Here is a 12,861-nt window from a genome sequence, read left to right as displayed (position 1 = left end):
CCAGCAAAGAGGCGGCTCCCGAAAGAGCCGCCTCTTCTTGTTGTTGAACTTGTTGTTGTTGAACAGTTTCGCCGGGCATCGTGCGCCTTGATATCCTGTTCACTGACGAGCCCGGCGAGCTATCGCGGCGGATGCACCGGCGCGGAGAACTGCTCGGTGCGGTCGCGCTCGGTCATGTCGATGACGGTCTCCATCGGAGCGGTCAGCTCATAGACATAGCTCGCCTCGGTGAAGAAGCGTTTTGACGTGCCACCGAGTGCTTCCGGCGCAACGCGATCGAGTAGGATCAGTCCGAAATCGCTGTCGGGCCGCCGTGTCGCTTCACTGGTATTCAATTCCTCCCAACGGAAGTGGAAGACGGCATTCGGCTCTTCGCCCGTCACCTCCCATCTGGCGGTGATGTGCGGGTGCTTTCCCACCAGCGAGAGGCCCTCGTCCGAGTGCGAGGCGAGTTCGAAGAACAGCAGCGAAAGGCTCTGCGCGGCACGCGCGCTCACGGTGATGTCGGGTCCGTTGACCGCAATCCTCTCGGCATGCGGGATGGCGCGAGCTTCGAACAGCCCGCGCAGCTGCACGCCTTGCCACTGGCTCTCGCTGAGCAGCGTGACGACGTTCGACATCGCATGGATCCGCCCGATCAGCAGCTCGCGCGCGACGTCCATGTCGCTGCCATGACGCAGCGTTCGCGTCACGATGGACTGGATCACCGCCAGGATGTTCTTGACCCGGTGGTTCAGCTCGTCGATGACCGCCGTCAGTCGGCGCTCGAAGCCGATCCGCACCTGGATTTCGCGGCTCAGGCGCAGATTGTTGTAGGCGACGTAGCCGAACAGGCCGCAGATGATGCCGGTGAGCGCCATCCCGATGACGCCGACGATCGCCGCGGTCTGTTGCGCACGCCGGACCGCATTGCTCTTGGCGTAATAGACCAACGACCAGTCGTGATTGCCGAAGGCCACGGTGCGGGTCGACGACGGAGCAGGATCGTCCGGCCCGCGGGTCCGGCTCGTCACCGCCCCCTGATCATTGGCAACCAGCTCGTCCGACGCGTTGCGCGGGTCCTTCAACGCCACCGAGAACAACGACAGATCGTCATTGGTAAGCAGCAGCGGCCCGATCTCGTACGAAAATGTCACGAAGCCCGCCGGTGCAGTGGCGCCTTGCGGGACGACCGGGGCTGCCAGCACGATCCCGATCGGACCATCGCTCCGCACCAGCGGGGTGGGATCGGACGCAACCGGCTTGCCCTCAGCCATGGCCCGCGCGAGCATCGGTCCGACAATCGGCTGCCGGTCGAGGGCAATACCGGGAAGCTTGGAGGTCTCGGCATTGCGTGGCTCGAGATCCATCAGAACGTCCAACGGACGATCGACGTTCGGCCCCAGCGGCGTGTCATCGAAATTGCGAATGGTCGGATTCGGGAAGCCGGCCTGGCGCAGCTCGGCTTGCGCAATGGAAAACTCATCCGGCCGCAGCCGTGCGATCCACGACGCCACCACGAAGTCGGTCTTGAACGCGTAGATCGACGATCGCAGCGGCTCCAGCATGTTGGCCTTGATCACGGAGGGAGCGCGGAACAGCCCGGAGGCCACCCGGGCCAGCAGCTCACGTTCGGTCAGCCGGTCCTGCACCAGGCTGGCATGGACGTCGATGGCGCGGGCCAGCGCAATGCGATCGAGCGCCAGCTCCTGGTCGTGTACGCGGTAGGCAGCCAAGCCGGATAGCGCCGTCCCGAGCAGCGCGATCAAGCCGATGATGACACCCAGCCGGAGCACTCGTTTACTCTGAGGTAAAGGGTTGGTGGCGAACGAGACGAGTCATCCAATAACCGGGCCTGCAACTCAAGGACGCACCTCGGGGCGACGGGAGCGATCGGAGCGATCAGCGGAAAGCGATCCCAGGATACCGGCCGTCCATCGGCCGCCGAGACGCCTTGAGCAAGGCGCACCCCGGGCCGAGGCAACACCCAGGGGCTCAAGTTGTTCCGGCCGGTTGAGGCTTTTTTGCGTCTGCCATTGCAGCAGATACCTCGCGCAACGAAGAACGGTGCGACGCAGATCAGTCCCCGCGCTCACGCCGACGGCTTGAGACCACCCTTGTCTTCGATGAAGCCGATGATCCGATCAAGCCCTTGGCTCTTCTTCAGGTTGGTCATGACGAAGGGCCGTGCGCCGCGCATGCGCTTGGCATCCGTCTCCATCTTCTCCAGAGAAGCGCCCACATGGGGCGCCAAGTCAATCTTGTTGATCACCAAAAGGTCGGAGCGGGTGATACCCGGCCCGCCCTTCGACGGGATCTTGTCGCCCGCCGCGACGTCAATGACATAGATCGTGATGTCGGCCAGTTCCGGCGAGAACGTTGCCGCGAGGTTGTCGCCGCCGGACTCGATCAACACCAAGTCGAGCCCAGGAAACTTCGCGCGCATGTCGGCCACGGCTGCGAGGTTCATGGACGCGTCCTCGCGGATCGCGGTGTGCGGACAGCCGCCGGTCTCCACGCCGGCAATACGATCCGGGGTCAGCGATCCCGAGCGAACGAGAAACTCCGCGTCCCACTTGGTGTAGATGTCGTTGGTGATCGCGGCGATGTCGTAGTTCTCCCGCATCGATTTGCACAGGAGATCCATCAGCGCAGTCTTGCCGGACCCGACTGGGCCACCGACGCCGACGCGGAGCGGACCGTGAGACGATGCCATGTCATCTACCCTTCTATCGTTCGCGCGACCGCGCGGGGCCGTGATCGGAGCAACCCTTGCCCCGCTTCATCACGACCGAAACAGCCTTGTATATTGCGTCTCGTGATGAAGGCTGGCGAGATCGGCGCGGAATGTTGCGCCGCCGATGTCGTCGAGCGAGGCGAACAGAGCGCGGTCCGCCGTCGCGGCGACGACAGGTTCCAATGCGGCGAGCACGCGCTGGCTGTCGGTCTGCCCCAACGGTACGAGACGGCTGCCGGCGGAAATCCAGTTCGACGTGACCGCGTGCAGAAAGCCGTGCAGCAGGGCCGCCAGAGGAACGCCATGAAGCGCGCCGACCAGCCCCACGGCGACCGGGTAGACGATCGTCTCGCATTGCGCCACCGCCTCGTCGAGACCTGCGCTGTTCCAGGCTGACCGTGCGATCTCGACGAAGGCACGGCCCTGCGCGGTGGTTTCGAGCTGACGTTCGCGCGACGGTACGAAAGCCGCCGCGAGCTCGGCCACCTCGCGGAGGCTGGTCCTGTCGTCCAGCTCGACCGCGCGATACGCGTGCGCGAGGAAAGCCGCATCGCAGAAGCCGGAGCCATTGGTCAGCATCGTCGCAAGCCAGCCGCGCAGCCCCGCCGCATCGCCGATGTCGCCCGCCTCGACGGCCCATTCGATGCCGCTCGAATAGGAGAAGCCGCCGATCGGAAACGCCGGCGACAGCCACGTCAGCAGCCGATACAGCGCGGCCGAATCCGCGGCGCTGATCGAGGCCGGCCGAAGCTCCGGCTCATTTGTGCTCGTGAGCATGGGAATGACCGTGATCGTGATGGTCATGGCCGCAGTGCTCGTCATGCACGTGATGATCATGTGCATGGCCGTGGTCGTGGCCGTGATGCGCGTGATCGTGCCCGGCATGATCGTGATGATGATCGTGACCGTGGTGATCATGATCATCGTGGCCGTGCGCATGGCTGGGCTCGGCGTAGGCACCGCCTTCCGGATCGAACGGCGCCTCGATCTCGATGACACGCGCGCCGAGACCCTTGACCATGGCCTCGATCACGTGGTCGCGGCGGATGCGCAGGCTCTTGGCCAGGATCTGCGTCGGCAGGTGCCGGTTGCCGAGGTGCCAGGCCAGCCGCACCAGGTGGTGCGGATCGGCAGCGCGGATCTCGAGCAGCGGCTCGGCGGCCGCGACGACCTCGATCAGCCGGCCGTCCTCCAGCACCAGCGCATCGCCACCGCGCAGTGCGGTGGCGTGCTCGAGGTCCAGCAGGAACTCCAGCCCGCGCGTTCCGGTCATGGCCAGCCGCCGCCGATGCCGGTCGTCGAAATCGAGCAGGACGGAATCGGCGGCAGCCTCTTTCCAACGATGCTGCCCAAGCACGCGTGTCGCGCGGATCATGCTGAAACTCTCATCCTCTTATTCCGCTCACTCTTATTCCGCTCAACGGACATCGACCTTCTCAGGCGTAATGATCTCGATCTTCGGCGGGGCCGACATGCATTTGACCGCGACGCGCCCGAACGTCTTCATGTGCTCGGTCGCGCGGTGCGGCACCAAGGCCTCAGCGTTCTCCCACTGCTCGACGAACACCATCTTGCTCGGATCGGTGACGCTCTCATGCAAATCATAGGCGATATTGCCGGGTTCTTTGCGGGTCCCCGCAATGCAGGCGGTCGCAGCGGCAATGAATTCCGCACGGGTTTCGGGCTTGATGGTCAAGGTGGCAACGACATAGATCACGAACTCGTCCTCCCGGTACTTTTCTGGTTCTGGTACCGGGCGGAAGCTTAGTACATGAAGTAGCGCTGCGCCATGGGCAGCACCTCGGCCGGCTCGCAGGTCAGGAGCTCGCCGTCGGCGCGCACCTCATAGGTCTCCGGATCGACCTCGATGTTCGGCGTCGCATCGTTGTGGATCATGCTCTTCTTCGAGATCCTGCCGCGGGTGTTCTGCACTGCGTAGAGCTTCTTCGAAAGGCCAAGCTTGCGGGCGAGTCCGCCGGTGACGGCCGCCTTCGAGGTGAAGATCACGGACGATGCCGTCAGCGACTTGCCGAAGGCGCCGAACATCGGCTGGTAATGCACCGGCTGCGGGGTCGGGATCGAGGCGTTGGGATCGCCCATCGGCGCGGCGACGATGGTGCCGCCCTTGATGACACAGTCCGGCTTGACGCCGAAGAAGGCGGGCGACCACAGCACGAGGTCGGCGAGCTTGCCCTTTTCGACCGACCCGATCAGCTTCGACACGCCATGCGCGATCGCCGGGTTGATCGTGTATTTAGCGATGTAGCGCTTGACGCGGAAATTGTCGTTGTCCTTGCCCTTGTCTTGCGGCAGCGCGCCGCGCTGCTTCTTCATCTTGTCGGCGGTCTGCCACGTCCGGATGATGACCTCGCCGAGCCGGCCCATCGCCTGCGAATCCGACGACATCATCGAGAGCGCGCCAAGATCGTGCAGAATGTCCTCGGCTGCGATCGTCTCCTTGCGGATGCGGCTTTCGGCAAAGGCGAGGTCCTCGGCAATGGACGGATCGAGATGGTGGCAGACCATCAGCATGTCCAGATGCTCGTCGATCGTATTGCGCGTGAACGGCCGGGTCGGATTGGTCGAGGACGGCAGCACGTTCTTCAGGCCGGCGACCTTGATGATATCAGGCGCGTGCCCGCCGCCGGCGCCTTCGGTGTGGAAGGCGTGGATGGTGCGGCCCTTGAAGGCCTTGATCGTATCCTCGACGAAGCCCGACTCGTTCAGCGTGTCGGAGTGCAGCATCACCTGGACGTCGTAATCGTCGGCGACCGAGAGACAATTGTCGATCGCCGCCGGCGTCGTGCCCCAGTCCTCGTGCAGCTTCAGCGCACAGGCGCCGGCCTTGACCATCTCGACCAGCGCCGCGGGGCGCGAGGCGTTGCCCTTGCCGGAGATGCCGAGGTTCACAGGAAACGCATCGAACGACTGCATCATCCGGCCGATGTGCCACGGGCCGGGCGTGCAGGTGGTCGCGAAGGTCCCGTGCGAGGGGCCGGTGCCGCCGCCGAGCAGCGAGGTGACGCCACTCATCAGCGCGTGCTCGATCTGCTGCGGGCAGATGAAGTGGATGTGGCTGTCGAAGCCGCCGGCGGTGAGGATCTTGCCCTCGCCTGCGATCACGTCGGTGCCCGGGCCGATCACGATGGTGACGCCGGGCTGGATGTCCGGATTGCCGGCCTTGCCGATCGCAGAGATCATGCCTTCCTTGATCGCGACGTCGGCCTTCACGACACCCCAGTGATCCACGATCAGCGCATTGGTGATGACCGTGTCGGCGGCGCCCTGCTTGTTGGTCGCCTGCGACTGGCCCATGCCGTCGCGGATCACCTTGCCGCCGCCGAACTTCACCTCCTCGCCGTAGGTGGTGAAGTCCTTCTCGACCTCGATGATCAGGTCCGTGTCGGCGAGCCGGACCTTGTCGCCGGTGGTCGGGCCGAACATGTCGGCATAGACGGAACGCTTGATCTTGACGGACATCGATGGCCCCCACTCAGCTCTGCTTGTCTTGATTTCGAGACGCTGGCGAACCGCTCACAGCGTCCCCCGCGCGTTGGCAACCGTCTCGTCGAACAGCGCATCGAGCCGCGCGTTCACGCCGCGGCAGCCGGCGACGACCTGCTCGGCCCAGCCGAGATACTCCATCAGCTCCAACTGCTGCTCGAGGTCCGGCTCGAAGAAGATGCGCGCGCGGATATTGCTGATCTTGTCGGCGATCTTGATCTGCTTGGCACCGGCCGATTTGCCGGGAGCCGCGATGGCCTGGACCGCGCGCCGCTTGCTCTTCGGCAGGGTCATGTCGTCGGTGACCTCCTCCACCAGCCCGGCGACGCGCGGGCCGAAGCGCTCCGCCAGCTCGTCAGCAGTCGTGTCGGTATCCTCGATGGTGTCGTGCAGCCAGCCGGCCGCGACGAGCTCGGCGTCCTCGCCGTCGCAGGTTGCCGACAGGATGTTCGCGACCTCGGCGAGATGATTGATGTAAGGCTCCTCGTCGCGGCCCTTGCGCTGCTGGCCGGCATGACGGCGCGCCGCCAGTTCGGCGGCTTCGGAGACGAGGCGTAATCCGGTCAGCATCGTCTACAGCTTGCCCATGACGTCGCCGCGGAAGCCGTAGACGGTGCGCTTGCCGGCGAGCGCGACCAGTTGCACGTCGCGGGTCTGGCCTGGCTCGAAGCGCACGGCCGTGCCGGCCGCGATATCGAGGCGCATGCCGCGCGCTTTTTTCCGGTCGAACTTCAGCGCCGGATTGGTCTCGAAGAAGTGGTAGTGCGAGCCGACCTGGATCGGGCGGTCGCCGGTGTTGGCGACCGAGAGCGTCACGGTCTTGCGGCCGGCATTGAGCTCGATGTCGCCGTCCTGAATGAAGAGTTCGCCGGGGATCATGAGTTACCTCGCAGGTTTCCACTGCGTCATGGCCGGGCTTGACCCGGCCATCCACGTTTTTCCATTCAGATCGAACAGCGTGGATGCCCGGGTCAAGCCGGGGCATGACGACCGAAAGAGTTGGGCTCGCTTCACCGGATCGGCTCGTGCACCGTGACGAGCTTGGTGCCGTCCGGAAACGTCGCCTCGACCTGGATGTCATGGATCATCTCGGGGATGCCGGGCATCACCTGGTCGCGGGTCAGGACCTGGGCGCCGGCCTGCATCAAATCGGCCACGGTGCGGCCGTCACGCGCGCCTTCCAGAATGAAATCGGAGATGATCGCGACCGCCTCGGGATGGTTCAGCTTGACGCCGCGCTCGAGTCTGCGGCGCGCCACGATGGCCGCCATCGAGATCAAGAGCTTGTCCTTTTCGCGGGGAGACAGGTTCATGCGGACTCTCTGGTGATCGTCTTCTAATGATCGTCGGTTGGTAAACGTCTAGTTGAGCCACAACCGCGGCAGCGGTTTATTCGAAGCACAGCCGAGCACCGCCATCATGTCGGCGCGCAGACTCGCGGCATCTTGGGCACAGAAGCGCGCCATTGCAAATCCATTCCAGGCCGACAGCCCGGCCTCGCCCCGGATGGCCGGCAGGCTCTCCCTGATACGCTCGACCAGTGCGGCGTCCCCGGGCACGATAAGCGCGGTCCCGATCGCCGCGCCGCCCTTGGCGATGGCGGGCTGCGCAAGCTTTGCGCCGATGTCGCCGTCGAGGCGGATCGTTTCGGCGAACACGAGCTTACCGCCGCGCCGAACCCGCCAGCGATCGACGAACTCGCCCTCCCGCATCGTCTCCCCCATGGCTGTGCGCCCGAACACGACGATCTCGCAGAGCAGGAGGGAGGCGGTATCGGCAAGGTCGATGTCGATGCGGCGATGGATACGGGCGCGGTCGAACAGGATGGTCTCCTGCGGCAGCCAGGAGATGTGCGCGTTCGCCGCGGCCGTCAGCGCAATGTCGAGCTCCGCCGGCTTTCCGGCCGCGCGGTAGACCTTTTCCGCTGCGGCGCTCGAGAGCGTCACGCGGCTGCCTTCGCCGGCCGCGACCTCGATTGCGAAACGATCGCCGCCGGCGATGCCACCGGCGGTGTTGACGAACATCGCCGAGAGGCCGTCGTCCTCGGGCGAGGGAAAGCGCACCCGCAGCGAGCCGGATTCATGCAGATGATGACGCCGCGTCATGCCGTCCTGCAGCCGCACGTCGAAGCGCACCGCGCCGCGGGCGCGGTTGGCCTCGAAGATGTCGGCGGCGGCGTTGGCGGGATCGGCCCGCATCGATCCCCTCCCCCTGGGACCAGACGCGGGGCGAGTCCGCGTCGAGAAGCTACGTGATGATCAGAGCGCCATCTGGCGGCTGATCTCGGCCGGATCGAGGTTGGCGCGGGTGCAGGTAAATTTTACCGCGCCGCGATCCATGACCGCGAAGTTGTCGCCGAGTTCGCAGGCAAAGTCGAGATACTGCTCGACCAGCACGATCGCGATGTTGCCGAGATTGCGCAGATACGAAATCGCCCGACCGATGTCCTTGATGATCGAGGGCTGGATACCCTCGGTCGGCTCGTCCAGCAGCAGGACCTTTGGCCGCATCACCATGGCGCGGCCGATCGCGAGCTGCTGCTGCTGGCCGCCGGAGAGATCGCCGCCGCGCCGACCGAGCATCGATTCGAGCACCGGAAACAGCGAGAACACGTCATCGGGGATGCTGCGGTCGGCGCGCTTCAGGGGGCCGAAGCCGGTCTTGAGGTTCTCCTCGACCGTCAGCAGCGGGAAGATCTCGCGGCCCTGCGGCACGAAGCCGATGCCCTTGCGCGCCCGCTCATAGGGCTTGAGATGGGTGATGTCGGCGCCGTCGAAGGTGATGGTGCCGGAGGCCAGCGGATACTGCCCGACCAGCGCCCGAAGCAGCGAGGTCTTGCCGACGCCGTTGCGGCCGAGCACGCAGGTGACCTTGCCGGGCTCCGCCGCGATCGAGACGCCGCGCAGCGCCTGGGCGGCGCCGTAATAGAGGTTGATGTTGTCGACGGTGAGCATCAGCGACCTCCGGCCGCTGATGGGCGAATGGCGAATGGCGAATAGCGAATAGATTGAATTCTCTGCGTCATCGTCCCTTGCCCTATTCGCTACTCGCCATTCGCCGGCCGACTAACGGCCCAGATAGACCTCGATCACCCGCTCGTTCGACGACACCTGATCGATGGTGCCCTCGGCCAGCACCGTGCCTTCATGCAGGCAGGTGACCTTGACGCCGAGCTCGCGAACGAAGGTCATGTCGTGCTCGACGACCATGACGGTATGATCCTTGTTGATTTCCTTGAGCAGCTCGGCGGTCTGATGCGTCTCGACATCGGTCATGCCGGCGACCGGCTCGTCGACCAGCAGGAGCTTCGGGTCCTGCGCCAAGAGCATGCCGATCTCCAGCCACTGCTTCTGGCCATGCGACAGGCTGCCGGCGAGCTTGCGCCTGAGGTCCTTGAGCCGCACGGTTTCGAGCACCTTGTCTATCTGCTCGGCTTCGCTTCTCGATCCGCGCCAGAACAGCGTGCCCTTGACGCTGTGGTCGACATTGAGGGCGAGCAGCAAATTGTCCTCGACCGACTGGCTCTCGAACACCGTCGGCTTCTGGAACTTGCGGCCGATCCCGAGCTCGGCGATGCGGGTCTCGTCGAGGCGAGTGAGATCCGTCTTGCCGTCGAACAGCACCGTGCCCTCGTCGGGCTTGGTCTTGCCGGTGATGATGTCCATCATCGTGGTCTTGCCGGCGCCGTTCGGGCCGATGACGGCGCGCATCTCGCCGGGCTCGAGCGTCAGCGAGAGATTGTTGATGGCGTGGAAGCCGTCGAAGGAGACGTGCACGCCGTCGAGATAGAGCAGCGACGACGTCGCGCGGGTATCCATCACGTTCATGCGCTCACTCCGCCATCTTGGGTTCGGTGACGCCGTCCTCGCGGGCGGCGCTCTCGGCGTTGGGCGTCTTGGTGCTGAGTTGATCCCACCACGTATTGAACGTGCCGATGATGCCCTTGGGCAGCAGCAGGGTGACGAGCACGAACAATGCGCCGAGCATGAACAGCCAGTACGGTGCCAGCACGCCCGAGGTGAAGAACGTCTTGGCGTAGTTCACGACGACGGCGCCGAGCGCAGCGCCGACCAGCGTGCCGCGGCCGCCGACCGCGACCCAGATCACGGCCTCGATCGAGTTGCCCGGAGCGAACTCGCTCGGATTAATGATGCCCACCTGCGGGACATACAGCGCACCGGCGACGCCAGCCATGCACGCCGACAGCGTGAACACGAACAGCTTGTAGGACTCGACGCGATAGCCGAGGAAACGCGTCCGCGACTCGGCGTCGCGGATCGCGATCAGCACCTTGCCGAGTTTCGACGACACCACGGCCCGGCAGATCAGGAAGGCGAGAATGAGCGCGACGCAGCTCAGCGCGAACAAGGCGGCACGGGTGCCCTCCGCCTGGACGTTGAAGCCGAGGATGTCCTTGAAGTCGGTCAGGCCGTTGTTGCCGCCGAAGCCGAAATCATTGCGGAAGAAGGCGAGCAGCAGCGCGTAGGTCATCGCCTGGGTGATGATCGACAGATACACGCCGGTGACGCGCGAGCGGAAGGCGAGCCAGCCGAAGCAGAAGGCGAGCAGGCCGGGCACCACGAGCACCATCAAAGCTGCGAACCAGAACATGTCGAAGCCGTGCCAGTACCAGGGCAGCTTGGAATAGTTCAGGAACACCATGAAGTCCGGCAGGATCGGATTGCCGTAGACGCCGCGGGTGCCGATCTGGCGCATCAGATACATGCCCATCGCATAGCCCCCGAGCGCGAAGAACGCGCCGTGACCGAGCGAGAGGATGCCGCAATAACCCCAGATCAGGTCGATGGAGAGCGCCAGGATGGCGTAGCAGACATATTTGCCCCACAGCGCGACCAGATAGGTCGGCACCTGCAGCGCCGAGCCGGCCGGCAGCAGCAGGTTGGACAGCGGGATCAGGATGCCGCAGGCCGCAACGATCAGCACGAAGATGGTCGCGGCGCGGTCCAGCGACCTCGTCAGCATATGCGGCATCATGCTTCCACCGCCCGGCCCTTGAGCGCGAACAGGCCGCGAGGGCGCTTCTGAATGAACAGGATGATCAGCACCAGGATCGCGATCTTGCCGAGCACGGCGCCGGCGACCGGCTCCAGGAACTTGTTGGCGATGCCGAGCGTGAAGGCGCCGACCAGGGTGCCCCAGAGATTGCCGACCCCGCCGAACACCACGACCATGAAGGAATCGATGATGTAGCTCTGGCCAAGGTTGGGGCTGACATTGTCGATCTGCGACAGCGCCACGCCGGCGATGCCGGCGATGCCCGACCCCAGCCCGAAGGTGAGCGCATCGACGCGCGAGGTGGCGATGCCCATCGACGCCGCCATGCGCCGGTTCTGCGTCACGGCGCGCATTTCCAGACCGAGCGCGGTGTAGCGCAGCATCGCGAGCAGGATCGCGAACACGGCCATCGTGAAGCAGAGGATCCAGAGCCGGTTATAGGTGATGGTGATCTGGCCGAGCTCGAACGCGCCGCTCATCCAGGAGGGATTGCCGACTTCGCGGTTGGTCGGGCCAAACGCGGAGCGCACCGCCTGCTGCAGGATGAGCGAGAGGCCCCAGGTCGCGAGCAGCGTCTCGAGCGGCCGCCCGTAGAGGAAGCGGATGATGGTGCGCTCGATCAGCACGCCGATGGCTCCGGCCACCAGGAAGGCGAGCGGCGCGGCAATCAAGAGCGAGTAGTCGAACAGCGCCGGATAGCTGGTGCGGATGACCTCCTGGACCACGAAGGTGGTGTAGGCGCCGAGCATCACCATCTCGCCATGGGCCATGTTGATGACGCCCATGACGCCGAAGGTGATGGCAAGCCCGATGGCGGCCAGCAGCAGCACCGAGCCGAGCGACAGGCCGTACCAGGCATTCTGCACGCCGGACCAGATCGCGAGCGAGCTCTGGATCGAAGCGACGGCACCTGCCGCGGCCTTGGCGACGCTTGCGGGCTGATCGCCACTGCTGATCTCGGTGAGCAGCGCCAGCGCCTCCTGGTCGCCGCGCGCCTTCACGGTGGCTACCGCTTCGAGCTTGTCCACCTCGCTGGCATCGGACTTGAACAGGAGAATTGCGGCGCGGGCCTCGGCGAGCGCCTGCTTGACCGAACGATTGGTTTCCTTGGCGAGCGCCGTTTCCACGGTCGGCAGCGTCGCCTCGTCATGCGATTTGAACACCGACTTGGCGGCCGACAGGCGCGTGTTCACGTCCGGCGACAGCAGGGTCAGGCCGCCCAACGCGGCGTCGACGCTGCGGCGCAGGCGGTTGTTGAGGCTGACCGCCGCGGCGTTGTCGGGCAGCTTGTCGACGGCGGCGCCGGTGGCGGCATCGATGATCTTGCCGTCGGTCTGCTTGACATAGACCTTCTTGGTGTCGGCATCGAACATCAGCCGCTCATCCTGCAGCGCGCTGATGATCGGATAGGCCAGCGGATTGCCCGACACGGCGATCTCGCCCACCGCATCATCGGTGTCGGAGAAATCGTCATTGGCGAACTTGGCGACGGACTCTTCGAAGCTGGCCGCGAATGCAGGCGCGGCCACGGCAATCAGGACAATAGAAAGAAGAATGCGACGAAGAATCGCGCGAACAATTGCAGGCACTGGACAACCCCGGCAGGAGGAAGTGAGAAGGCGGCG

14 protein-coding genes are annotated in these 12,861 nt (G+C 64.9%); all 14 read right to left on the bottom strand.

The genetic code is table 11. From position 1 onward, the window contains the following. Positions 1-119: 119 nt before the first annotated feature. A complete protein-coding gene (locus QX135_RS28320) occupies positions 120-1,775 on the bottom strand; it encodes an HWE histidine kinase domain-containing protein (RefSeq protein ID WP_315734572.1) in 1,656 nt (551 codons plus the stop codon). A 296-nt stretch (positions 1,776-2,071) separates the two neighbouring features. Then, a complete protein-coding gene (gene ureG, locus QX135_RS28315) occupies positions 2,072-2,695 on the bottom strand; it encodes an urease accessory protein UreG (RefSeq protein ID WP_316234390.1) in 624 nt (207 codons plus the stop codon). A 69-nt stretch (positions 2,696-2,764) separates the two neighbouring features. Then, entirely contained in the window at positions 2,765-3,493 is a 729-nt protein-coding gene (locus QX135_RS28310) for an urease accessory protein UreF (RefSeq protein WP_409997685.1), read from the bottom strand. Beyond that, a complete protein-coding gene (locus tag QX135_RS28305; protein ID WP_315783670.1) occupies positions 3,474-4,091 on the bottom strand; it encodes an urease accessory protein UreE in 618 nt (205 codons plus the stop codon). Before QX135_RS28305 ends, QX135_RS28310 begins: the two co-directional genes overlap by 20 nt. Positions 4,092-4,133: 42 nt before the next feature. Next, the gene (locus tag QX135_RS28300; RefSeq protein WP_315734580.1) at positions 4,134-4,433 is read right to left on the bottom strand and encodes a putative quinol monooxygenase; all 300 of its coding nucleotides are present in this window, start codon (positions 4,431-4,433) and stop codon (positions 4,134-4,136) included. Positions 4,434-4,480: 47 nt separating this feature from the next. Then, entirely contained in the window at positions 4,481-6,196 is a 1,716-nt protein-coding gene (ureC, locus tag QX135_RS28295; RefSeq protein ID WP_315775470.1) for an urease subunit alpha, read from the bottom strand. 54 nt (positions 6,197-6,250) lie between these two features. Next, a complete protein-coding gene (locus QX135_RS28290; RefSeq protein ID WP_316181643.1) occupies positions 6,251-6,790 on the bottom strand; it encodes an HD domain-containing protein in 540 nt (179 codons plus the stop codon). A 3-nt stretch (positions 6,791-6,793) separates the two neighbouring features. After that, on the bottom strand, positions 6,794-7,099 hold the full coding sequence (locus QX135_RS28285) for an urease subunit beta (RefSeq protein ID WP_315783675.1): 306 nt from the start codon (positions 7,097-7,099) through the stop codon (positions 6,794-6,796). 131 nt (positions 7,100-7,230) lie between these two features. After that, entirely contained in the window at positions 7,231-7,533 is a 303-nt protein-coding gene (locus QX135_RS28280) for an urease subunit gamma (RefSeq protein ID WP_316181644.1), read from the bottom strand. Positions 7,534-7,581: 48 nt separating this feature from the next. Then, complete coding sequence (locus tag QX135_RS28275) at positions 7,582-8,418, bottom strand: urease accessory protein UreD (RefSeq protein WP_316181645.1); 837 nt, start codon at positions 8,416-8,418, stop codon at positions 7,582-7,584. A gap of 60 nt (positions 8,419-8,478) precedes the next feature. Then, a complete protein-coding gene (gene urtE, locus QX135_RS28270) occupies positions 8,479-9,174 on the bottom strand; it encodes an urea ABC transporter ATP-binding subunit UrtE (protein ID WP_315734594.1) in 696 nt (231 codons plus the stop codon). A gap of 111 nt (positions 9,175-9,285) precedes the next feature. Then, a complete protein-coding gene (urtD, locus tag QX135_RS28265) occupies positions 9,286-10,047 on the bottom strand; it encodes an urea ABC transporter ATP-binding protein UrtD (protein WP_315783679.1) in 762 nt (253 codons plus the stop codon). 4 nt (positions 10,048-10,051) lie between these two features. After that, positions 10,052-11,215, bottom strand: coding sequence for an urea ABC transporter permease subunit UrtC (gene urtC, locus QX135_RS28260; protein WP_315783681.1), 1,164 nt, complete (start codon positions 11,213-11,215; stop codon positions 10,052-10,054). Beyond that, positions 11,212-12,774: an urea ABC transporter permease subunit UrtB gene (gene urtB, locus QX135_RS28255; RefSeq protein WP_410052905.1), complete on the bottom strand. Its 1,563-nt coding sequence runs from the start codon at positions 12,772-12,774 to the stop codon at positions 11,212-11,214. Before urtB ends, urtC begins: the two co-directional genes overlap by 4 nt. Between the last annotated feature and the right edge of the window lie 87 nt (positions 12,775-12,861).

The sequence above is a fragment of the Bradyrhizobium sp. SZCCHNR1098 genome (assembly GCF_032489375.1).
Lineage (GTDB): Bacteria > Pseudomonadota > Alphaproteobacteria > Rhizobiales > Xanthobacteraceae > Bradyrhizobium.
This window is presented reverse-complemented; position numbering and strand designations above follow the sequence as displayed.